Source organism: Ruegeria sp. BB7 (genome assembly GCF_056539365.1).
In genome coordinates this window covers 67261-89480 of record NZ_JBQFUV010000008.1, presented here as the reverse complement: position 1 = coordinate 89480, position 22220 = coordinate 67261, and the positions used below count along the sequence as shown (strand labels likewise).

The following is a 22220-nucleotide window of genomic DNA, read 5'->3' as shown; positions in this document are numbered from 1 at the left end:
TCTTGGCCCTCGGCATCACAGATGCGAGGGGTGGCATTAATGGATTGGAAGGGTACCGGCTTAGCTTTGCCGGCGGGTAATGGCTTGAAGCGTTCTCATCACGTCCGATGCGTGATCGATGTTCAACGCGGCGGAATGCGGGTCGGAAAACGCGCCGCTATCGTTGTCGAAATAGGCCCCGGATGCATCCGAAAACCGATCGCCCAGCGCCGCGTCTATCAGGATATCGGCACCGATGTTGAGGTCGTTACCCGCAACGCCGAATCCGTCCTTGACCATCTTTGAGGCAAGCAAAGACCCGGGGTTCACCGCGATCATCGCAGGTCCTTCTGGCAGCGATTTGGCCCATTCACGGGTCCAGATTGTAATTGCCAGCTTACTTTGGGCGTATGCGTCCATATCTGACAGTCGCTTTTTGCCCATCATCGCACCCATATCCACCGGCGCTTGAGCCGCCGAAGACAGGTTCACGACGCGGCCTGAATTGGGCATGATTGGCAACAGCAGCTCGGTCAGCAGGTACGGCGCAAAGGTGTTGACGACGAAGCGGATATCGTACCCGTTTTCGAGGGTTGGTTGCGGCGCTTTCAGCACGCCCGCGTTGTTGATCATCACATCCAATCTGTCGTGATTGGCGCGGATGGCTGCGGCGAGTGAAGCAACTTCGGACATGTCGGAAAGATCGGCGCGGTAAGTCTCGGCCTCATCCCCAACATCTTGCTGCGCAGCCTCCAGCTTAGCAGCGTTGCGACCGTGAATGAGGATTCGATGGCCGTCCGCCGCAAGCTTTTTGGCCGTTAGCAACCCAATGCCGTCGGTCGCCCCAGTGACAAGAATTGTCTTGGTCATGTGAGTATCCCTTTATAAAAAGTCGGGCAGAAGATCATCCGCCAGAAGTTTGAGAGTTCTGTCGACAGAGTTCTGGTTGAATCTCAGGTTCAGGGCGACGTGGTTGATCCCCAAAGCCTTAGTCTCGCTCAGGTAGCGACGCAGGAAGTTCGCACCCGATTGGAAACCCAGATGTATAGGTCGTGCCGGGGCATCAGAATCCTCAAGCAGATCGACACAGAGCGATTGCATCACCGGCTTATCCGGCTGCCCCGAATTTTCCAGCCGATCCCGATAATCCGCAATGACGCGCGCCTGCGACGCCACATCCCTTGGATAGGTCATCCAACCGTCTCCGTTCTGCGCCACCCAATCGGGGGATTGCTGGCTGCCGCCCGTGATCAATAGGGGTAGGCGCGTGCTCGCGGGTTTGGGCAAAAGGTCAATACCGCCGGAAAGACTGCCCTGCCTGTTTTCATGTATCGGATAGGATGCCCCGACAGCCCGGATATAGTCGACACTGTCGCGGAACCGCTCCCCGCGATCCGGGTAGGTTTGGTTCAAGGCCGGGTATTCTTCGGGTCGGTCGCCGGACGCGACCCCTAATAGCAGCCGTCCACCCGACAGCACATCCGCCGATGCCGCGGCCTTGGCAACATGGGCAGGATGACGAAGAGGCAGAACAATGCTTGCCGTCCCAAGTGCGATGCGATCCGTCACGGCCGCCAGAGCACCCAGATAGACAAAGGGATCAAATATCTGCCCCGGATCGCCGAAACTTGGCACGTTGAAGGGCACATCCCGCAGCCAAAGCGCTGAGAATCCCAGCTGCTCGGCCAGTTGAGCTAATTCCAGATGGCCTGTCATGGTTGGTTCGGCACCGACCGCGTAGGCCTCCAATGGGATCACGAGCCCGATGCTCAGCCGATTGGGACGAAACACGTGGTTGAAGGCCTGATTGATGGGGGCAAAGGACGGGCTTTGGCTCTTGTCCAACATGCTGGTACCTCGTTCAGTAGCGCACAATGGTGCGGCTCTCGATGCTTTTGGGTGTGTTTTTGACAGTCGGGTCTTCGATCATATCAACCGCGCTGTGCACGACCGAGGGCAGCCCTTGATTGTCAAAGATATTAAATACCGCGACCTCATCCGACCATCTCGGAAAGATACACCCATTCATGGTTTTCGTTGCCCACAATGCCGCCGGCGTCCAGCTCGAACACCTGTCGCAACGGCTTGTGGACGTGGTAGTTTACGATACCACTTCTTTGCATCCGACTTCTCCGTGTGTTCAGTGATCAGGCAGGACTGGCGCTCGCCCCGATGGCGTTAAAACCAACTTACGGTCTCGGCCATCGAGCGTCGGGTTTTCGGGAACTGGGGATCATCGGCGCGATGCCCGAAGGCGAACATCACAGCTGGCTTCCATTTGGCCGTATCCACATCGAAATGATCGGACAGAACCTTGGTGGTCAGCCCCATGTCAAACCCTTCGATCGGGCAGGAATCGATCCTCATCAGGGCGGCGGCTGTCATCATGTTGGCCAGGACGATATAGGCCTGTTTTCCGGACCAATCTGTGATCTCACGGTCGGTTGTCACACGGTGGTCCGTCGATTGGAACTTGCCGTAGGCGCCGTTGAACAGGTCAATGACATCATCAGGCAGTTGTTTGACCGAGCGATAATGATGCTGCAGATAGTCAGATCCTGCGGTCATGGTTTCTGCGGTGCTGGCGAGGATGATACCAAAATGGCTCGCGGTGCCCAGTTGGCCTGCGCTGCCGTTCATCATTCCGTTCGCGCCCCAGGCAAAATCGCGAAAGTGCTCGCGCATCTCCGGAGATTGGATGACCAGTACCTTGAACGGCTCATGCCCGAAAGAGGTGGGAGACAAACGCCCGGCCTCAAGAATAGTTTCGAACTCGGAATCGCTGATCTTTTTGTCGGGGTCAAAGATCTTGGTCGCGTGCCGAAAATTGAAGGCTTCAAGGATCTGTGACTGGACGTTTGAACGGACTGACATCTGAGGCTCCATTTGGTGTGTCTTGCGTTGCACCGGAAATAACACTTGATAAAACCGAGAAAACTGGGGAAAACAGGTTTCAGTTTTCGTATTTCACATATAATTGAGCTATGGACACCCAATCCCTTCGCCTTTTCGTACTAGCAGCAGACAAGCTGAACATTTCGGCTGCGGGGCGCGAATTGGGGTTGGTCCCGGCTGTGTCCAGCGCACGGCTTGCCAAGCTTGAGCACATCCTGGGCGTCGAGTTACTTCATCGTTCAACGCGCAAAGTTTCCGTTTCGCTGGAAGGAGCCGAGTTCCTTCCCTATGCACGTGAGATCCTGGCGCAGGAAGAGGCCGCTCTGTCCGCTTTAGGACAAGGTGCGGCGCAGGCGACCGGCACCCTACGGTTTACCGCACCCAGCACTTTTGCGCAGTTATACATCGCGCCGATTCTTGCGAAGTTCCAAGATCAGCAGCCGGGGGTTACGCTGGACTTGCGCCTGTCGGACACGCAGTTCGATCTGATCGACGGCAGTTATGATCTTGCACTGCGGAACGCGCCGTTGGTCGACACCAGCCTCAAGGGGAGAAAACTTGCCGACGATAGGCGCATCTTGTGCGCTGCTCCTCACTATCTGGACGAGCACGGCGAGCCCGAAACCCCTGACGATTTAAAAAACCACAAACTCATCGCATTTCGTCATATCCGCGCGCGCGCGTTGAAGTCTGCGAGCGGCGCTACCGCGACTTTTGATCCGGGTTCAACAAAATGTCCGCTGATTATGGATGATGGGCACAGCCAAAAGCTCGCAACTGTCGCAGGCGCAGGCATATCAATGAACTCACTGTGGAGCGTTCAGGAAGAGCTTGCATCGGGCAGACTGAGGCGTGTCCTCCCCGACTATGAAGCTGCAGAAGAGAGCGTTTTATGGCTCATCTACCCGAAATCAAATGTGCTGTCGCCCAAGGTTCGCGTGTTCATGGATTTCCTGATTGCCGAAATTGCTATGCAACCGCCATGGGAAAAACCATTGACTTAGGCTCTGCTAACGACGCCAAGGCAGCTATTTGACGGCGCTAACTGCGGCGTAGAGTGCACGAAATCGCATCAACCGCTCGGACAGTAATGCCATATCAGCGGGCTCGAACCTATCCGTTGTTGGCCTCTGGTGTGCGAGATCAACTCTGTCCAATGCACCGTCTCCATAGGCTGCCAGCCGGGCCGCGCCATAGGCCGGGCCCGTATCCGCCCCATCCGAACGTACAATAGGTTTGCCGGTCACTGTCGCGATCAGACCCAGCAGCAGATCTGATTGACTGCCTCCTCCGATTGCAGCCAATACCGGCAAGCTGTCGATAGTGTCGCCGAAACTCTGCGCGGCGTCGGCAAAGCAAAAAGCGATTGCCTCGACCACGGAACGGCAGATGTCTGCGCGCGTTGTCGAATCCTCAAGACCAAAAAAGCAGGCCCGGATATGGGGATCCCCAAGCGGACTGCGTTCACCTGTCAGATATGGCAGGAATACCGGCACGCGATCACCGGTAACCGTTTCGGCAAGCGCAACAACTTCGGCTGCGGACAGCCCCAACTGACCGCCAATCCATGAAATCGGCCTCGCACCATTCAGCATCGCCGCCATTTGATACCAGCGGTCGGGCAGTGTGTGAGCAAAAGCGTGCACATAGCGTTCAGGGTTGGGCTTGTACCTACGGTCCGTCACGAACAGCTGACCTGACGTCCCAAGCGAGATGAAGCCCCGCCCCGGTTCCGTCGCGCCCAAAGACACCGCCCCAGTCGCTGCATCTCCTCCTCCGGCTACGACGGGCACGCCGGGCTTCAATCCGGTTGCTTCTGCGGCTTGTGACGTCACAGTCCCAACGACACTGTGGCCGTCAAACACTTGCGGCAGCCAGTCGAGCGCCACACCGGTGGCTTCCGCAACTCCGATATGCCAAGTGCGCGAAGCTTGATCGAGCCACATTGTCCCGGCGGCATCGGATGTGTCAGTTGCCAACTCTCCATGCAGGCGCAATCCGATATAGTCCTTGGGGAGCAAGATATGGGCAAGTTGGACATAGTTGGCGGGTTCATGTTGTTTCAACCAAGCGATCTTGGGCGCGGTAAAGCCGGGCAACGGAAGGACACCCGCGATTTGACCAATCTGCGGTTGGGCAATGCGCAGCTCATCGCACTCAATTGCGGCCCTGCTGTCATTCCACAGGATTGCCGGGCGGATCGGACGCTGATCGCGGCCTAGCAAAACGGCCCCGTGCATCTGGCCGGACAAACCGATGGCCTTAACCTCTGACAACGTGATCTGACCTGCAAGCAGGCTCAATGCATCGCAAGTCGCCTGCCACCAAATATCCGGGTGCTGCTCTGACCAACCGGGTTGCGGTGAGGATGTATCGATACCTGCTGATGATGTCGCAAGAATTCGATTTGTATCCGCACAGACAAGCTTGACCGCTGACGTTCCGATATCGATCCCGAGATACATTCAAACTCCCTGCCTGCTGAAACGCCCGGAAACTGTCTGGCTATTGATTTTTTAGCGCGCGCAAAGAATATGTAAAAATAGGATAAGATCAAGGCGGCTCAGATCCGCAGGCAGACCGACATGACCAAAATTAAAAATATGGAAGAGTTCGCGGCCCTCAGCGGCATCTCTCGACCCACGGTGTCCAAGTACTTCCACGATCCCGACAGCGTTCGCCCGACAACAAGGGCGCGCATCGAAGAGGCGCTCGAACGGTTTGACTATCGTCCGAATATCTATGCTGTGAACCAGAACCGTAAACTGACCAAGAATATCGGCATCGTCGTACCCTATCTGGCCGATCCATTCTTTGCCGAAATCGCACGCTATCTAGAGCAAAGCTGTATTGCGGCGGGCTATCGTCCTTCCCTCTTTAGTGCCCACGGAGAACAAAAGCTGGAAAACGAAGTTCTGGACGGGCTGCAATCGATGAAGCCCGCTGGGGTTTTGTTGGCGCCATTGGGGCGGATTTCAGACCGATCCGTGATCGAGAAGTTCTGCGCCAACGTACCGACTGTTCTGTTTGACAGTAATCTTGATGGGCTGGGTGCAGCGTTTATCGGATCGGACAATTTCAGTTTTGTGTCACAGACCGTTGAATACATGACCCGGACGGGTGAACCCCCATCGTTCTTTGAAATGCGCACACCTGCCAACCCGAACGCCAACAAACGAAGGAAGGCATATATTGAAGTGATGGAGCGTCTCGGGTTCGAGCCGCATATCATCAAAGTTGATGGCAAAGGATGGGCGTTTGAAGAGATTGGGCACAAGGGTGCGCTGAAAATTCTGGAAGAGCGTGGATTAAGAACGAATTCGGTATTGTGCAGCAACGACCGGCTGGCAATTGGCTTTCTTGCGGCCTGTTACGAACAGGGGATTCGGGTCGGTCGAAGTAAAGATTGCACATTGCGCGTGGCCTCAAATGACGACCATCCGTTCTCAAAATTTACGTGTCCTTCCCTGACGACGGCTGCGCATGACTATGACAACGTGGCTAAGCGAAGCGTCGAGACGCTGTTCGAACTCATTGAAAACGATGGGAAATTTGAATCCCGAGTCGAGACTCTTTTCCCCGCGCGACTTGTTTTAAGGGACTCTGCATAACAAATTTAATTTAACGCGCGTAAAGTTTTTATTGACGGCGCGATAATTTACACATTACGTTCTCTGCACGACATCCAAGCTCAGGGAGGACAGGGATGTATCTGAAGCACACACTTCGTGCGGCGACTGCATTGACATTCGTCGCCACGGCATCAGCCCACGCGCAATCCATCACGATCGCCACTGTGAACAATGGTGACATGATCCGGATGCAGGGCTATACTGACAAATTCACCGAAGCGACCGGCATCGACGTCGAGTGGGTGACACTTGAGGAAAACGTGCTGCGTCAGCGCGTGACCACAGACATCACCACCAAGGGTGGTCAGTTCGACATCATGACCATTGGTATGTACGAAACCCCGATCTGGGGCGCCAATGGATGGCTGGTGCCGCTGGAAGGCATGTCTGCCGAATATGATGTAGAGGACATCCTGCCCGCGATGCGCAACGGACTGAGCCATGACGGCACGCTCTATGCAGCGCCGTTCTATGGCGAAAGCTCGATGGTCATGTACCGCAAGGACCTGATGGAAAAGGCCGGGTTGGAAATGCCTGACGCCCCGACATGGCAATTCATCCGCGAAGCGGCTGCGGCGATGACCGACCGGGACAATGACATCAACGGCATCTGCCTGCGCGGCAAGGCCGGATGGGGTGAAGGGGGAGCCTTCATCACCGTGACCGGAAACTCCTTCGGTGCGCGCTGGTTCGACGAGGACTGGAAGCCTCAGTTCGATCAGCCCGAATGGAACGAGGCGTTGACGTTCTTTGTTGACATGATGGCGGAATCCGGGCCTGCGGGCTATGCCACTAACGGTTTCAACGAGAACCTGTCACTGTTCCAGCAAGGCAAATGCGGTATGTGGATTGACGCCACCGTTGCCGCTTCATTCGTGACCAATCCCGACGATTCGACCGTGGCGGACAAAGTTGGCTTCGCGCTGGCTCCCAACGCCGACGGCGTTGACAAACGGTCCAATTGGCTTTGGGCTTGGGCGCTGGCCATTCCGGCAGGTACGCAGCAAGAAGAAGCAGCCAAGCAGTTCATCGAATGGGCCACGTCCAAAGATTACATTGAGTTGGTGGCCGAAAACGAAGGTTGGGCCAACGTTCCTCCGGGTGCGCGCACCTCGCTGTATGAGAACCCCGAATATCAGAAAGTTCCGTTCGCCGAAATGACGCTGGACTCGATCCTGTCGGCCGACCCGAACAATCCGACGGTAAAGCCCGTGCCATATGTTGGCATCCAGTTTGCGGCAATTCCGGAGTTTGCGGGCATCGCAACTCAGGTGAGCCAGGAGTTCTCGGCAGTCTACGCCGGGCAGCAAACCGTGGAAGAAGCGCTGGAGAAAGCGCAGGCCTTCACCTCCGAAGAAATGGAAGCCGCAGGGTACTGAGGCGTCCCTCCCCCGCGGGCGGGCAGAGGACTGCCCCCCGCTCCTACTCTTCCACAACTCGCGTTTTTCTCGCAGGCTGTGTTACGCCTGAACAGAGAGGGTTTGCGTTATGGCAACTCAACATTCCCGATCCGTCGCACGCATGATGATGGCACCCGCAGTGATCTTACTGCTTGGATGGATGCTCGTGCCGCTCACGATGACGTTGTACTTTTCTTTCAAGAAATACCTGCCCCTGCGCGGCGGTGATCTGGGCTGGGTCGGGTTCGACAACTACGTCCGGTTCGTCTCATCCAGCTCCTTCTGGCCCGCGGTTCAGGCAACTTTGGTGATCGTTGGCGGTGTCCTGGTGATCACAGTCGTTCTGGGCATTCTCCTGGCAATGCTTCTGGATCAGCCCATGTGGGGCCAAGGCGTTGTCCGAATTCTGGTGATCGCACCGTTCTTCGTCATGCCCACGGTCTCCGCGTTGGTCTGGAAGAACATGTTCATGGACCCGGTGAACGGCCTGCTGGCCCATCTGTGGCGCTTTTTCGGGGCCGAGCCGATCTCATGGCTGTCCGAGGCGTCGATGACCTCGATCATCATGATCGTCTCGTGGCAATGGCTGCCCTTTGCGACGCTGATCCTTCTGACCGCGATCCAGTCTCTTGACAGTGAGCAGTTGGAAGCAGCTGAGATGGACGGAGCGCCAGTTCTGAAACGCTTTTACTACATTGTCCTGCCGCATCTGAGCCGCGCGATCACGATAGTTATCCTGATCCAGACGATCTTCCTTTTGTCGATCTTCGCCGAGATCTTCGTGACCACCGGCGGTGCATTCGGCACCCGTACACTCACCTACCTGATCTTCCAGCGGGTGCTGGAAAGCCAGAATGTCGGCCTCGGATCAGCCGGAGGTGTCTACGCCATCATCCTTGCCAATATCGTTGCCATCTTCCTGATGCGCATCGTCGGCAAAAACCTGGACGCGTGAGGAGGTAAGACTATGGCCCGCGCCGTCACAACCCGCCGCAAATCACTGAACACCGCCCTGGCTTGGGCTGTTGGACTGCTGATTTTCTTCCCAATCCTCTGGACCATCCTGACCAGCTTCAAGACCGAGGCGCAGGCTATCGCCAGCCCGCCCCTGTTCCTAAACTTCGATTGGACGCTTGAGAACTACGCCATCGTACAAGAACGCTCGGACTATATGCGGTTCCTGTGGAATTCGGTCATCATCGCGGGAGGGTCCACCATTCTGGGCGTGATCATCGCGGTACCCGCGGCATGGGCAATGGCCTTCGTGCCATCCAAGCGGACCAAGGACATCCTGCTGTGGATGCTCTCCACAAAGATGCTGCCTGCGGTTGGCGTTCTCTATCCGATCTACTTACTGTTCATTCGGCTCGGGCTGCTCGACACGCGCGGAGGGTTGGTCGTTGTCCTGATGCTGATCAACCTGCCGATCATTGTCTGGATGCTCTACACCTATTTCCGGGAAATTCCGGGTGAAATTTTGGAAGCCGCGCGGATGGATGGGGCGACGTTGAAAGAGGAAATTCTCTACGTCCTGACCCCAATGGCCATCCCCGGCATTGCCTCGACCGTGCTGCTGAACTTCATCCTCGCATGGAACGAAGCGTTCTGGACCCTCAACCTGACCGCCGTTGATGCTGCCCCGCTCACCGCCTTCATCGCCAGCTACTCGAGCCCCGAGGGCCTGTTCTTTGCCAAGCTCAGTGCGGCATCAACCATGGCGATTGCACCAATCCTGATCCTTGGCTGGTTCAGCCAGAAACAACTTGTCCGCGGCCTGACCTTCGGCGCTGTGAAATAAGGAAATCGACTTATGGGACGTATTCAACTCAAGTCTGTGACCAAAAGCTTCGGCGACGTGCAGGTCATTCCCCCTCTGGATCTGACCATCGAGGATGGCGAGTTCACCGTCTTCGTCGGCCCCTCGGGTTGCGGCAAGTCCACCCTTCTGCGCCTTATTGCGGGGTTGGAGGATATCACCTCGGGCTCCATCGACATTGACGGGGCGGATGCCACCGACGTGCCACCCGCGAAACGCGGTCTGGCGATGGTATTCCAGTCCTATGCTTTGTACCCGCATATGACCGTCCGCAAGAATATCGCCTTTCCCTTGCGCATGGCGAAACTGGATCAGGCCGAGATCGACAAACGCGTCGAAGGCGCCGCGAGTGTTCTGAACCTGACCGACTATCTGGATCGTCGACCTGGTCAGTTGTCTGGGGGTCAGCGCCAGCGCGTTGCTATCGGCCGGGCAATCGTGCGCGAACCCGCTGCGTTCCTGTTCGACGAACCGCTTTCCAACCTCGACGCCGCACTGCGCGTGGGCATGCGCCTAGAGATCAGCGAACTTCACGAACGTCTGGCGACCACGATGATCTACGTGACCCACGATCAGGTCGAAGCCATGACCATGGCCGACAAGATCGTCGTTCTACAGGCCGGTGTGATCGAGCAGGTCGGTAGTCCTCTGGAGCTTTACCGGACGCCGCGCAACTTATTTGTCGCGGGGTTCATCGGTTCACCAAAAATGAACTTCATCGAAGGGCCAGAGGCGGCAAAACACGGTGCTCAAACCATCGGAATCCGCCCTGAGCACATCGCAGTTTCGGAAACCGAGGGCGAATGGTCCGGGGTCGTTAGCGTCTCTGAACACCTGGGCTCAGACACCTTTTTCCACGTCCACGATACCGGTCTGGCAGAAACGATCACCGTCCGTGCAGATGGCGAGGTTGGCTTCCGCCACGGGGACCGTATTCATCTGACACCACGTTCGGATGTGATCCACCGGTTTGATACGAACGGCTTGCGGATCGAATGACACGGCTGGAAGGCAAAATCGCCCTAATCACCGGGGCCGCGCGTGGCATCGGACTGGCATTTGCCAAGGCCTATGTTGCCGAAGGCGCGCGTGTCGCCATCGCAGACATAGACATCCAAAGGGCGAAAGTCGCAGCGACTGAAATCGGTGAGGCCGCTTTTGCGATTGAAATGGATGTGACTAATCAGAAAAGCATCGACGAAGCTGTTGCGGCTACGGCGGCCCATTTCGGCCCGATCGATATTCTGATCAACAACGCGGCCATCTTTACCGCTGCTCCGATTGTTGAGATTGAGCGCGCTGACTACAACCGCGTCTTCGAAATAAACGTCGCCGGCGTGCTGTTCACGATGCAGGCCGTCGCGCGCCATATGATAGAACACGGGACCAAAGGCCGGATTATCAACATGGCGTCGCAGGCCGGAAGGCGGGGCGAGCCTTTGGTCGCTGTTTACTGCGCCAGCAAGGCCGCGATCATTTCTCTGACCCAATCGGCTGGGCTGAACCTCATCTCTCATGGGATCAACGTGAACGCCATCGCTCCCGGCGTGGTGGATGGTGAGCACTGGGACGGCGTAGATGCGTTCTTTGCAAAACACGAAAGAAAATCCCCCGGCCAAAAGAAACGCGAAGTCGCGTCCGCCGTCCCCTATGGCCGTATGGGCCGGGCCGAAGACCTGACCGGGATGGCGGTATTCCTTGCCTCGCACGAAGCAAAATACATCGTCGCACAGACCTACAATGTCGACGGCGGAAACTGGATGAGCTAATGAATCCTCTGGCGCATGCAAAACCTCCAACACGGCTGAAACTTGGTAACTGTTCAGAAATGCCTGCAAATGTCAGGCATCCTAAGTATGAGCGATCGAGCCTCTCGCCGGGCATTGTCCATATTGGACTCGGTAATTTTCACCGCGCGCATCAAGCTTGGTATATTCACAAGCTGATGCAGCAAGGTCAGGCCCATGATTGGGCGATCATCGGAGCCGGCTTGCGAAACTATGACGCCGAGATGCGAGTAAGGCTTATTGAGCAGGATTGCCTGACTACGCTGATTGAGCTGGATCCGAATGGGGTATCCGCCGAGGTCATTGGTCCGATGATCGATTATTTACCGATTGAGGCGGGCAATATTGCTCTAATCCAGAAGATGGCCGACCCATCCATCCGTATCGTTTCGCTAACCATAACCGAAGGCGGGTATTACCTGGATTCCAACACCGGTACCTTCGACACTGATCACGAAGACATTCGCCATGATGCGAAAAACCCGAACCAGCCCCGCACAGCCTTCGGCGCCATTGTTGCAGCGCTCAGGCAGCGCCGGGCGGGCGGTTTCAAACCCTTTACCACGCTGAGCTGCGACAACCTTCAGGGCAATGGTGCGATCCTGCGGAACTGCGTCGTTGGCTTGGCGCGCATGTCCGATCCTGATCTGGCCGACTGGATCGACGAAAACGGCGCATTCCCCAACTCGATGGTGGATTGCATCGTGCCTGCGACGACTGACCAAGTGGTATCACAATGCCTCGCACTCGGCATTGATGACCGCGCTCCTGTCTCGCACGAGAACTTTCGCCAATGGGTGATCGAGGATGACTTCTGCGCCGGGCGGCCACCTCTCGATCAGGTCGGGGTAACGCTGACCCACGATGTTCACAGCTATGAGACGATGAAGCTGCGCATATTGAACGGAGGGCACCAGCTGCTCGCAAACGTCGGTGAAATTTTGAATGTCCCGACGATTTCAGCCTGCATGCAGGACCCGGACATCTTGGCTTTCTTCAGAAAGGTTCAAGCTGAAGAGATTCTGCCTTTTGTTGAAGCTGTGCCCGGAACGACCGCGAAAGAATACCTTGAGTTGGTTGAGAGGCGATTTGCAAACACTGCAATTCACGACACAACGCGCAGAGTCGCGTTCGACGGATCGGCGCGACATCCAGGGTTTCTGATGCCATCGCTGCGCGATGCACTTGCGTCCGACTCTTCCGCAAATGGGCTTGCGCTGGCCGAGGCATTCTGGTGCCGGATGTGCGCGGGGGTTCGTGAAGATGGCTCCGAAATCGCTCCGAATGACCCGCTTTGGGAAAACCTATATGAAACCGCGTTGGCGGCCAGAACCGATCCAGGACTTTGGCTCGAGCAACGCTTGTACGGTGGTGGTTTTGGCCGCGGTACAGAGTTTTCCGACGCCTTTGCCTTGTGGCTGACCAAGATCTGGCAAAGTGGCAGCCGGGCAGTGTTAGCTGAATATGCCGCGACCAGTTCGATGTCACACTAAGGGAGACTGGATGATTCCCAGCCAGGCCAAATATTCTCGCTGTGCATGGGAATCTCCCGCGCGTCCTTTGGAGTCGGACGGCGGCGACGGGCTGACAGGTTAGGGGCGGTTCACCCAGGTCGTAACAAGAGCTTCGGTCAGTAGTGCATCTGAGCCACCATGGCTTCTCTGGCGGCCAAGCTGTGGGTCTGGTGCGCTCGCTCTTGCAGCTGCGCTACCTGAGCATGTTGCGCGTCGCCTGGGTCGAACTCAGGGAGGTTCGTGTGCTTGAACACGTCACCCACATAGATGGGGACATTGTGCGCTTCGATCCACTCACGGACCATCGGTGCATTCAGGAGCGCACAGAGGAAATACGCGATATCTTTGTCATCGAAGGCAGCGAAGTAGATCTAGTGGTCTGGCACGAATGGGTTAAGCCCGCTCCCAAGAATTGGTGCCGATACAGCGATGGAGGCGAAGAACTTCGACGACATCTCCAGCCATACCACTTTCCGAGATTGGAAGGTATAAGACTCCACGTTGTATATCGCGAAATGTGGGGCACCCTCCATCTGGCGGTGATAGGTCGAACACTGATCGAGCAATTGCTTAAATTGGGAAAACCAAGCGCGACTCCTTGCCAGTTGCAGGCTAATCATTGCGAGGTCTGCCGCTTCACAATCGTCACCGTTGATCGCGTCATTCGGCACGAATGTCAGGAATGGCGCGGCACCAGGTGCAGTAAGTTTCAGATTGAATGCCTCGAATTCTCCGGCGCCTTTGAGGGGCGGATAGAGAAGGTCATTTTCAATGCATGAAGTCCTCGCAACACCGATGACTTTCTTGCCCGCCAAGGGGCAGCCTGAATCTCGACGAGTTTGCCATTGCTGCTCAAAGGACGCACGAAATAGACGCCATTCAAGTCGGCCGTGATACCCCTGCGGCCGGCATTCCAGTCACATTCGCCAGACATGGCGCTCAGGACCGCGCAGCACTCCGGATCGAGCACTGCCCAAGGGCTCCCCATGTCTCCATCGGGATCGCCCTGGTAAAACCGGCGGCAGCTGACCATTCTTCTTAGGGGATAGGACAGCCACTGCGCGTATCTGTCTTGTGGAAGATAACGACGGTCATGTGTTTCATAAAATCCTCGAGGGGCTTTAGCTTCCTCACGTCGTCGACCAGGTGCGACGCAAGGAGCTTGGATTGATCGTTCTTGGGCTTGATCTGGAAAGTCCGGAAGCTCGGAAGACGGGATCTTGGGGACAATACCCGCGATGACAAATGTCATGCGACCATCATCCGCTAATCACTTATCGGCGGCGGTGTAAACTAGCACCAGCCTCACCAAGCCCGGATTCACTGCCCCACTCAATCGGCAGCCCCACAAAAACCATTGGGTCAAAGCGCGGGAAAGGAAATTACACCAAAGATATTAGATCTTTAGCCAAGGTCTCTGTCGAATTTCGATAGGTGTTGACCACAGAATTTATTTTAGCGATCTGACCATCAAGGTCCCCTTGCAGGCTGACCAAAATCTCGTCCGCCGAGTGCACCTTGATTGCGGCTCCGGCAGCATCCAGCCTTTCGAAGTCTGCGTTAAAATTCCCAGTGCGAGGGCCATGCAAAATTGCATTGCCAAGGTTCGCGGCTTCCCAAGGGGAATGGCCTTCCGTTTCATCGTTGGTACCGCCGATCAGGGCAGCCTGTGCGAGGCGATAAAGTAAGCCCAACTCGCCGAACGTATCTGACAAGTACACTTGGTGGGATAGAGTTGGGATTTCATCTCTGGAACGGACTGCATGTGGAAGCGAAATATTGAATGCCCGCTTTGGGTAGCGTGGCGCGATGATCAGAAGGGCATCTGGGCGCTTAGCAAGCAGCCGTCGGTGGGCGGAAAGCGCCAATTCTTCGTCTGCCGGGTGCGAGGGCGCCGTGATCCACACAAACCGCCGCCCGAGAATAGACCGCAATTTTTCAAGTTCCGCGGAATCACAGCTAAGTGGAGGTGCTGTGGGCTTGATCGGCCCCGTGACTGGTGCATCCGTGATCCCGAAGGTTCGTAGACGATCCTGCGTCAACTGATCGTTAGCTGTTACAAGGGCCATTTGGTTGTATATATAGCTATAGGCCGTCACAAACCGAGATTTCTTACGCCAGCTTTCCCTGTGCATTCGGCAGACGACATGCGCTTGCGGGATTTTGCGCCGTGTGAGTTCCAACACGAAACCCGGCCAGACGTCTTGTTCAGCCCAGATGCACAGATCTGGTCGCCAATGGTCAAGAAAGGCGTTTCGATAACGAGGCGCGTCAATCGGTAAAAATTGGTGGCGAGTGCGTGGCGGCATATTTTGCAACAACGCCTGACCCGCCGCCTTGGTACCCGACGTGACGAGGAAATGCGCATCCGACAGGTCTGCCATGATATGCACCAAACCCCGAATAGAAAGAACCTCACCCAGCCCCAATCCATGAAACCAGATTAACGTCCCGTCGGGTCGGGTGGCTGAGGGGTAGCCAAGGCGCTCGCGCCAGCGTTTGGGGTCTTCTTTGTCGATTTTGATCCGTTTTTGCAGATGACGCCTTGCAACCATCGGGCGCAAGTGGGTCGCCCAATCATAGGCGCGTAGCATGAGGGGTACGTTTGACATGACCACGAAGGCGCTTTTCAATTCACTCTGCCATATGGTCTCAGGCTGGAGGACTGACACTAAGCGACTTGTGGAAGCCCCCGCCGCGCCAAAACCATCACCGAGCAAATAGCGCCACATATGAATATGTCTATAAAACTCACCAAATAACTGTCCTGTCAGGTTGTGTCGCGTCAGCGAAAGCCCTCTTGTGTTTGTCTGTATTGCGCCCTTCAGCCAGAGCGACTGAAAGCGCGCACCAGAAATTAAACATCGAGCGCACTGTCCCGCGTTTGAGCGCTGCATAGGTTCGCAATCACTCGAAAGGCTATAACCCATTCTTCTCCCCTGGCTTTCCCAAGGAGGGATTCCAACAACAAACTTATTGAAATGTTAGGAAAAGTGGCAGTTCTGCCTAGCAAAATCGACCTCAGTTCCTATCCTCAGAAGATGCTTGCCCGGTAGGTCTAAGCCTTGGATACAAAGGTGATACCAGTGTTCATCCAGTTACTGAGCAGCTCTTTGCGCACGGGCCTTTGCGACCGCTGCAGATATTGTCCGCAGCGAGAGTGATATTTTTCCAGTGGTATAGTGGTGAACAAGGGCCTTCGGGACCCGCCTTGTAATGTACAAGACCCCTGCTTTTGCAATTGAGAAGGGAACGGTTTTGTTTTCCAGCATGTACTACGCCCTTGGTCAGCTCCGGTTAAAGCTGAAGGGAAACAGTATCTTACCTATTCGGAATGGTGCCCGGGGGCGGAATCGAACCACCGACACGAGGATTTTCAATCCACTGCTCTACCCCTGAGCTACCCGGGCACGGGAACGATGTTTATCGTTGGGTGGAGGCCTTCTATGACTTGCTACAGGCAGTGTCCAGAGGCTTTTTCAGATTTTTTCAATGCGGGCGTTGTTGTTCGGTTTCACCTTCGGAAGCATCCGCTTCCAGGTCCTCTTCCCGCTGCGACGGGACAGCGTATGACCCGTTCAACCATTTGGCCAGATCAATGTCTGCGCAGCGTTTCGAGCAGAAGGGGCGGAACTTGGTCACTGTGTCCTCGCCACAGATCGGGCAATTCATCTCAGCACCTCCGCCAACGGAATGCGGCTGCGTTTGCGTTGCAATTCGTAATGGCCCAACGGGGTCCAACCAGCCAGAGTGGTCTCGATCCCATCCGCCTTGAACGCAGCACGCAGGGCAGATTCAAACCCGCGACGGTCTTTCTTAGGCATCGGGGCCAGATCCAACGTGATTTGCCCACCCAATCCGCGCACACGCAGCGCACGGGCCAGCGCCTTGGCGCAAGCGAAGTTTGCTTTGGTCCCGGCTGCCAGAGACGTGTCGGACCCGGTGTTCACATCCACCGCGACCAAGGCACGTGTGGGCTGAATATACAGATGACCACCACCCGGAAGCGGTTCGGATATACCACGCGCCACGTCCAAAGCATCCAGCACGCCCTGCGTTTCAAACCCTCCGTCCTGCGTCACAACCTCGGCCGGGTCGGTCCAGTCGCGCCAGGCCAGGACATGAGGGCCATCGCCCTCCAGCAACAATTCGGGTTCGGTCCCCGTATCATTCAAAACCTGATCGGCATGGACCAGCATGGCGCTGATGTCTTCGGCGATCTCTCCGGCGTCCTCACCCAGACAGCATGAACGCAGAATCAGGCCATGGGTGCTGCCGTCCATACACTCATGTGCAATTTCCAGCAGGCGGTCGCGTTCGTCTTCGTCACGGATACTACGCGAGATATTCAGGCCCGGTGCATCGGGCGTCACGATAGCGTAGCGGCTTTTGAACAGGACGCGATCCGTTACCGGCAGCGCTTTGCCCGGCTCGGCATAGCCCGTCACCTGTACCAGTATCAGACTTCCGGGCGCCAAACCTTTGACCTGGCGCAGAAATGCCGGGCCGTCAGGTGTCGTCAAGAACATCCCGCCCTGCCCTTTGACCGGGCGATCGGCCCGAGCGCGGTAAATCGTACCCGGTGCGGGCGCGTCTGATGCAATCAGGAAATCGTCCAGTTTACCATCCACCATCAGGGCGGCTGCTTCGCGGTTGTCGATATGGTCCAGAACGATGGTGCGACCCTTCATGACGCCTCACAATACAGGGGATAGCCGATGCCCTGCAAAAGGGCGGCTGTTTCAGACAAAGGCAGACCTACGATGCCGGTAAACGATCCTGAAATCCATGGGATGAACGCACCAGCCGGGCCTTGAATGGCATATGCACCTGCTTTGCCCTGCCAGTCTCCGGTCGCTAGATATGCGTTGATCTCAACATCTGACAGTCGTTTAACTTTGACCTGAGACACCACGTCCCGTTGCAGCACGCGATCCCCACGCCGGACCGCGACGGAGGTAATCACACGGTGCCGCCGACCTGACAGGGCATGCAGGAATTCCGCTGCCTGCCCTATGTCTTCCGGCTTGCCCAAGATGCGGCGACCCAGAGCAACCGTAGTATCGGCACAAAGGGTTACATCGTCGCTACCCGCCTGAATCGCCTGCACTTTTAAGCGCGTGATACGGCTGCAATAGGGTACCGGCAGCTCGCCTTTCAAAGGCGTCTCATCAACGTCGGGGGCGCGGATTGCATCGGGCTGCACGCCAAGCTGGGCCAGCAGGTCCAGCCGCCTTGGGCTGCCCGATCCTAAGATAAACGCCATTGCGGCAGGCGTTACTTGAAGCGGTAGTTGATCCGACCCTTGGTCAGATCATAAGGGGTCATCTCGACCTGAACCTTGTCGCCGGCCAGAACACGGATGCGGTTCTTGCGCATCTTGCCTGCCGTATGTGCGATGATCTCATGGCCGTTTTCCAGCTCGACCCGAAACGTCGCATTAGGCAGGAGTTCCTTCACGACACCGGGAAATTCGAGCGTATCTTCCTTGGCCATGTTGTCTCCACATTTAAGTTGCACCCGCAGAATCTACGGGGATGTGCGCTTAAATGAGCCCATTTTGGGCTTATTTCAAGGCCAGAATCACCTAAAGGGTGGATAATGTGACTGAATCGACTCTGGGGGATTGCTCCTCCCAGTGGGCGCGGTTCAACACATGCCCATCTGCGCGGACCTCGGCAATCGCCGAAAGGTCGACATCCGCATAAGTCCATCCGGGCTTATTCAAGGTGCCTTCGGCCAGCACACCGGTCGGTGGGAAGCCCTTGTCGGGCGGGCCGAATATCCCACCTGTTCCAGTGTTCAAATCCACGGCCTCGGACCAGTCATTATTCCCGACCAAAGACGCCATGACCGTAACACACTGATTTTCTAACGCCCGCGACATCGCCCCGATGCGCACTCGCCAATAACCTGCCAGTGCCTCGGTGCAGGACGGAACAAGGATCAGGTCGGCCTCGCTGAGGGCACGACCCAGCAAGGGAAACTCGCTGTCATAGCAGATCAGAATACCGATCTTGCCCAGCGCGGTGTCGAATAGTTTCAATGGCCCGCCCGGTGCGATATCCCATTCATCGCGTTCGAACCGGGTCATGATCTGCTTGTCCTGATGGTCCTGCCGCCCATCCGGCGCATAAAACGCGGCCCGGTTCACCGGGCGGCCCGGGCCTTCGACGACCGGGGCCGATGCGCCCAGAATGTATGTGTTATTTTCCCGCGCAAGACGTTGAAGCAGGGCTTGAGCATCTTCCATACGATCCGAGACAGCTCGGATCGAGCGCTCCAGATCGCCCGCCACTTCTGGACCGTCCAGCGTCGACAACTCCATTGCGCCGTATTCGGGAAAAACCAGCAGTTCGGCCCCTTGCCCGGCAGCGCCTGAAATCCAGCGGTCCAGCTTGTCCTCGTACTGCGCCCAGCTGTCGAGCCAGTCAAGGTTATAGGCGGCGGTGGCGACTTTCATGTGGTGTACCTTGCAGTCAAAACTCGGGCGAAACTTAAGTGTGAGTTTGCGGGCTGTATAGCCCAATCCGAACTCTGTGGGTTTTGAACGACCAATTCCGCTGTGAGCTCACAGTGGAGCACTAATTACGCTGCCTGTAGAGGCCCGATTACAAGTACGGTTATACTGACATTGCAGCACGAATAGAAATCTTCGCTGGTGATAATCTATCCGCAGGAGACCGATATGAGAGAACGCGACCTTCAGCATTTACGCGAGACAATCCGGATTGCAGAAGAAAGCCGTCAGGCTGGCAATCACCCTTTCGGTGCGACACTGGTTGATCCCAATGGAGAGGTCCTCATCCGCTCCGGCAACAGATACCAAGATGAAAAGGGGGTAGGCCACGCCGAATTGAACGTCGCACGAGAGGCGAGCCGTCTTTATGATCCGGAATACCTTGAAAAATGTACACTATATACTTCGGTAGAACCTTGCTGCATGTGCGCGGGAGCTTGCTATTGGGCGGGGATCGGAACAGTCGTCTATGGTATGACCGAAAAGCGTTTGGCCGCCTTGACAGGTGACAATCCGGAAAACCTGACGCTAGATTTGCCCTGTGAGACCGTCTTCAGCGTCGGTCAGCGCCACGTTGAAACTCGTGGGCCCTACTCTGAAATCGAGGATGAAGTTGCCGAGGGGCACAGAGGCTTTTGGCAATAGAAGGCAATCTTCCAATCAAAGTAATAAAGCTGGAAATCAAAAAGTGGGGCGCCCCGGAACAATGTCCACTACGCCCGCAATGCAGTTGTTCACAAGTCCCGCATCCAAAACTGCAATGGCTTCAGCGTCTCGCCATTTTCCCCGATATCCTTCCACGAAAACTGCGCCACCGCGCCGGGTAGCGGTTTATATCCCCGCGTGCGCCAGAAGGCATCCAGTGGCCGGTAGCTTTCCGGCCGCATGGGGTGATCGGCCGGACGTTGCACGCTGCAGAAGGCGCACTTGCTAAAGCCCAACGCACGGGCGTGCGTTTCGCGCAGATCAAAGAACTTATGCCCCACACCCTGCCCCCGATAGCCCGATAGCAGAACAGATTCGGCACAGTAGAAAATCTCGGACAGATCCAGCCCAGTGCCCTCGAACGCCGCGGCGAAATCATCAGCGTGGTCGGTCAAGGGAGCACCGGTCGAGGCCCCAATCAGGCGGTCTCCGTCGAAGGCACCCACCACGATAGCCTTATCGCTGTCCCGGTAGGATTGCAGATACTTCCGCTCATACTTGAGATCACCGTCGTATAGGTACGGCCACGCCCGAAAGACCTCGATCCGCAGGCGTGCAACATCGTCCAATGCGCTCTCCAATGCCGCTCCGATCAGGGGGCGGACGGCGGAGACCTCAGCCATTTGAGACCTGCTTGGTCCAGTCAGCGAGATTGTAGAAGGTGGTCACGCGGGTGATCTTGCCATCCTTCAGGTCAAAGAACGACCCGGCAGGCAGCCGATAGGTCTGGCCGCGCGCTTGCGGAAGGCCATCATCCGTTTCCAGATAGGTACCATTTACGATGAACTCAGCCGCTGCGCGCGTACCCTCTTCGGCTTCGAACACCACGATATCCGTCAGGTTTTCCCGGTAGCAGCGATTCATGTGGCCGCAAAAGGCAGCAAATTTTTCTTTGCCGACGCGGATCTGACCTTCGTTCACGTGATGGGCCACGTCATCGGACAGGCAGGCTATCATGCCATCAACGTCACCGGCGTTGAAAGCCTCGAAATAGGATTTGACGGTCTGGTTCATGTTCACTCCGTTGGTTCGCCCCAGCGGTCTTTCAGATGCTTGATGATCTGGTCGCGGGTCTGTCGGTAGTGATTTAACTTCTGTTCGCGCGTCTCGCCCAGCCCGGTAGGGTCCATTATTGGCCAATAATCGACATCGAGGTGAAAAATTCGAGTCAGTTCCAGCGCGCGACGTTGGCTAGCGGGCGACAAGGCAACCACCAGGTCAAAGGAACTGAGGTCATCGCCCCATTCCTCCATCTCATCAAACGAGCGCGTCCTGTGGCGAGAAAGTTCAACGCCAATCTCTTGGCAGACTGAAATGCAAAAGCCGTCTATCTCAAGATCGTTATGCACACCCGCGGATTGTACATAAGTGCCAGTACCATAGAATTTCTTCATGATACCTTCGGCCATAGGAGACCTAACCGAATTGTGGTCGCAACAGAACAGGATTGACTGCGGCAGAGACGTCACCCGTCAGCCCCCGAAGTGCAGCACGCAGATAAGCGTGAACAGGCGACGAGCAGTATCGTTGTCGATCTCGGCTTTTCCTTCCAATCTCTCCTGCAGTACACGGCTACCTTCGTTGTGAATCCCGCGCCGGGCCATGTCGATGGTTTCAATCTGGCTGGGCGGCAGTGATTTCACCGCGTCGAAATAGCTTTCGCAAATCTGGAAGTAATCTTTGACCACTTGTCGGAACGGCCCCAACGACAAGTGAAACTCGGCCGCTTTTTCTTCAGCTTCAGTGGCGATGTCAAAGACCAGACGTTTGTCGCGGATCGATAGCTGCATATGATACGGCCCGTCCGGCACAACGCGATCTTCCCGCCGGGGTAGGGTAAAGCTGTTATCTTCCAGCAAATCATAGATGGCTACCTTACGCTCCTGCTCGATCTCAGGGGTCGGCGGAGGCAAGTTTCGATCATCAAGTTCGATATGCGAAATGCGGTTCATGTCGTGTGCGGTCCGTTCTG

At 56.3% G+C, this 22220-nt stretch carries 27 protein-coding genes and 1 tRNA gene; 9 read left to right on the top strand and 19 right to left on the bottom strand.

The features are described from left to right. Nucleotides 1-60 precede the first annotated feature (60 nt). The 4 genes from ACR0D7_RS13495 to ACR0D7_RS13480 all read right to left on the bottom strand — a co-directional run bounded on the left by ACR0D7_RS13495 (nt 61) and on the right by ACR0D7_RS13480 (nt 2853). Entirely contained in the window at nt 61-849 is a 789-nt protein-coding gene (locus ACR0D7_RS13495; protein ID WP_480679466.1) for an SDR family NAD(P)-dependent oxidoreductase, read from the bottom strand. A 12-nt stretch (nt 850-861) separates the two neighbouring features. After that, nucleotides 862-1827, bottom strand: a complete 966-nt coding sequence (locus tag ACR0D7_RS13490; protein WP_480679465.1) for an LLM class oxidoreductase — start codon at nt 1825-1827, stop codon at nt 862-864. 146 nt (nt 1828-1973) lie between these two features. Beyond that, nucleotides 1974-2102, bottom strand: coding sequence for a hypothetical protein (locus ACR0D7_RS13485; RefSeq protein ID WP_480679464.1), 129 nt, complete (start codon nt 2100-2102; stop codon nt 1974-1976). A 55-nt stretch (nt 2103-2157) separates the two neighbouring features. Further along, complete coding sequence (locus tag ACR0D7_RS13480; RefSeq protein WP_480679463.1) at nt 2158-2853, bottom strand: NAD(P)H-dependent oxidoreductase; 696 nt, start codon at nt 2851-2853, stop codon at nt 2158-2160. 110 nt (nt 2854-2963) lie between these two features. Between ACR0D7_RS13480 and ACR0D7_RS13475 the strand changes: the two genes are divergently transcribed. Then, nucleotides 2964-3878 (top strand): LysR family transcriptional regulator, encoded by a 915-nt coding sequence (locus ACR0D7_RS13475; protein ID WP_480679462.1) that lies wholly within the window; start codon nt 2964-2966, stop codon nt 3876-3878. A gap of 24 nt (nt 3879-3902) precedes the next feature. On the opposite strand, the gene xylB is transcribed toward ACR0D7_RS13475, so the two are convergent. Continuing rightward, a complete protein-coding gene (gene xylB, locus ACR0D7_RS13470; protein ID WP_480679461.1) occupies nt 3903-5339 on the bottom strand; it encodes a xylulokinase in 1437 nt (478 codons plus the stop codon). A gap of 120 nt (nt 5340-5459) precedes the next feature. On the opposite strand from xylB, the gene ACR0D7_RS13465 reads away from it, so the two are divergent. From ACR0D7_RS13465 to ACR0D7_RS13435, 7 genes are all read left to right on the top strand, one after another. Next, entirely contained in the window at nt 5460-6485 is a 1026-nt protein-coding gene (locus tag ACR0D7_RS13465) for a LacI family DNA-binding transcriptional regulator (RefSeq protein WP_480679460.1), read from the top strand. Nucleotides 6486-6580: 95 nt separating this feature from the next. Beyond that, nucleotides 6581-7885, top strand: coding sequence for an ABC transporter substrate-binding protein (locus tag ACR0D7_RS13460; RefSeq protein ID WP_480679459.1), 1305 nt, complete (start codon nt 6581-6583; stop codon nt 7883-7885). 109 nt (nt 7886-7994) lie between these two features. Then, nucleotides 7995-8861: a carbohydrate ABC transporter permease gene (locus tag ACR0D7_RS13455; RefSeq protein WP_480679458.1), complete on the top strand. Its 867-nt coding sequence runs from the start codon at nt 7995-7997 to the stop codon at nt 8859-8861. A 12-nt stretch (nt 8862-8873) separates the two neighbouring features. Further along, nucleotides 8874-9704, top strand: coding sequence for a carbohydrate ABC transporter permease (locus tag ACR0D7_RS13450; RefSeq protein WP_170614620.1), 831 nt, complete (start codon nt 8874-8876; stop codon nt 9702-9704). A 12-nt stretch (nt 9705-9716) separates the two neighbouring features. After that, a complete protein-coding gene (locus ACR0D7_RS13445) occupies nt 9717-10721 on the top strand; it encodes an ABC transporter ATP-binding protein (RefSeq protein WP_480679457.1) in 1005 nt (334 codons plus the stop codon). Next, entirely contained in the window at nt 10718-11491 is a 774-nt protein-coding gene (locus ACR0D7_RS13440; RefSeq protein ID WP_480679456.1) for an L-iditol 2-dehydrogenase, read from the top strand. The genes ACR0D7_RS13445 and ACR0D7_RS13440 overlap by 4 nt, the downstream gene beginning before the upstream one ends. Then, nucleotides 11491-13002 carry a mannitol dehydrogenase family protein gene (locus tag ACR0D7_RS13435; protein ID WP_480679455.1) on the top strand — a complete coding sequence of 504 codons (1512 nt, stop codon included), beginning with the start codon at nt 11491-11493 and terminating at the stop codon, nt 13000-13002. The genes ACR0D7_RS13440 and ACR0D7_RS13435 overlap by 1 nt, the downstream gene beginning before the upstream one ends. A gap of 137 nt (nt 13003-13139) precedes the next feature. On the opposite strand, the gene ACR0D7_RS13430 is transcribed toward ACR0D7_RS13435, so the two are convergent. The 10 genes from ACR0D7_RS13430 to ACR0D7_RS13385 all read right to left on the bottom strand — a co-directional run bounded on the left by ACR0D7_RS13430 (nt 13140) and on the right by ACR0D7_RS13385 (nt 19486). Next, nucleotides 13140-13328, bottom strand: a complete 189-nt coding sequence (locus ACR0D7_RS13430) for a hypothetical protein (RefSeq protein WP_480679454.1) — start codon at nt 13326-13328, stop codon at nt 13140-13142. 66 nt (nt 13329-13394) lie between these two features. After that, on the bottom strand, nt 13395-13838 hold the full coding sequence (locus tag ACR0D7_RS13425; protein WP_480679453.1) for a hypothetical protein: 444 nt from the start codon (nt 13836-13838) through the stop codon (nt 13395-13397). A gap of 567 nt (nt 13839-14405) precedes the next feature. After that, a complete protein-coding gene (locus tag ACR0D7_RS13420; RefSeq protein WP_480679452.1) occupies nt 14406-15953 on the bottom strand; it encodes a 3-deoxy-D-manno-octulosonic acid transferase in 1548 nt (515 codons plus the stop codon). A 168-nt stretch (nt 15954-16121) separates the two neighbouring features. Continuing rightward, entirely contained in the window at nt 16122-16295 is a 174-nt protein-coding gene (locus ACR0D7_RS13415) for a DUF6538 domain-containing protein (RefSeq protein WP_480679451.1), read from the bottom strand. A gap of 63 nt (nt 16296-16358) precedes the next feature. Next, nucleotides 16359-16433: transfer RNA gene (locus ACR0D7_RS13410), tRNA-Phe, on the bottom strand. A 79-nt stretch (nt 16434-16512) separates the two neighbouring features. Continuing rightward, nucleotides 16513-16695 carry a DNA gyrase inhibitor YacG gene (locus ACR0D7_RS13405; RefSeq protein WP_480679450.1) on the bottom strand — a complete coding sequence of 61 codons (183 nt, stop codon included), beginning with the start codon at nt 16693-16695 and terminating at the stop codon, nt 16513-16515. After that, complete coding sequence (locus ACR0D7_RS13400) at nt 16692-17714, bottom strand: ribonuclease E/G (protein ID WP_480679449.1); 1023 nt, start codon at nt 17712-17714, stop codon at nt 16692-16694. Before ACR0D7_RS13400 ends, ACR0D7_RS13405 begins: the two co-directional genes overlap by 4 nt. Next, the gene (locus tag ACR0D7_RS13395; protein ID WP_480679448.1) at nt 17711-18289 is read right to left on the bottom strand and encodes a Maf family protein; all 579 of its coding nucleotides are present in this window, start codon (nt 18287-18289) and stop codon (nt 17711-17713) included. The genes ACR0D7_RS13400 and ACR0D7_RS13395 overlap by 4 nt, the downstream gene beginning before the upstream one ends. An 11-nt stretch (nt 18290-18300) precedes the next feature. Then, the gene (gene infA, locus ACR0D7_RS13390) at nt 18301-18519 is read right to left on the bottom strand and encodes a translation initiation factor IF-1 (protein WP_005978431.1); all 219 of its coding nucleotides are present in this window, start codon (nt 18517-18519) and stop codon (nt 18301-18303) included. Nucleotides 18520-18610: 91 nt separating this feature from the next. Further along, complete coding sequence (locus tag ACR0D7_RS13385) at nt 18611-19486, bottom strand: carbon-nitrogen hydrolase family protein (RefSeq protein WP_480679447.1); 876 nt, start codon at nt 19484-19486, stop codon at nt 18611-18613. A 225-nt stretch (nt 19487-19711) separates the two neighbouring features. On the opposite strand from ACR0D7_RS13385, the gene ACR0D7_RS13380 reads away from it, so the two are divergent. Continuing rightward, nucleotides 19712-20188 (top strand): nucleoside deaminase, encoded by a 477-nt coding sequence (locus ACR0D7_RS13380; protein WP_480679446.1) that lies wholly within the window; start codon nt 19712-19714, stop codon nt 20186-20188. A gap of 89 nt (nt 20189-20277) precedes the next feature. Here the strand turns inward: ACR0D7_RS13380 and ACR0D7_RS13375 are convergent, their stop codons facing one another. Genes ACR0D7_RS13375 through ACR0D7_RS13360 form a run of 4 tightly spaced genes read right to left on the bottom strand, consistent with a single transcriptional unit; the run spans nt 20278 to nt 22200 of the window. Then, nucleotides 20278-20871 carry a GNAT family N-acetyltransferase gene (locus ACR0D7_RS13375; RefSeq protein ID WP_480679445.1) on the bottom strand — a complete coding sequence of 198 codons (594 nt, stop codon included), beginning with the start codon at nt 20869-20871 and terminating at the stop codon, nt 20278-20280. Further along, complete coding sequence (locus ACR0D7_RS13370) at nt 20864-21262, bottom strand: ketosteroid isomerase-related protein (RefSeq protein ID WP_480679444.1); 399 nt, start codon at nt 21260-21262, stop codon at nt 20864-20866. Before ACR0D7_RS13370 ends, ACR0D7_RS13375 begins: the two co-directional genes overlap by 8 nt. A 2-nt stretch (nt 21263-21264) precedes the next feature. After that, on the bottom strand, nt 21265-21717 hold the full coding sequence (locus ACR0D7_RS13365) for an arsenate-mycothiol transferase ArsC (RefSeq protein WP_170381914.1): 453 nt from the start codon (nt 21715-21717) through the stop codon (nt 21265-21267). A 3-nt stretch (nt 21718-21720) separates the two neighbouring features. Further along, nucleotides 21721-22200: a UPF0262 family protein gene (locus ACR0D7_RS13360; RefSeq protein WP_170575145.1), complete on the bottom strand. Its 480-nt coding sequence runs from the start codon at nt 22198-22200 to the stop codon at nt 21721-21723. Between the last annotated feature and the right edge of the window lie 20 nt (nt 22201-22220).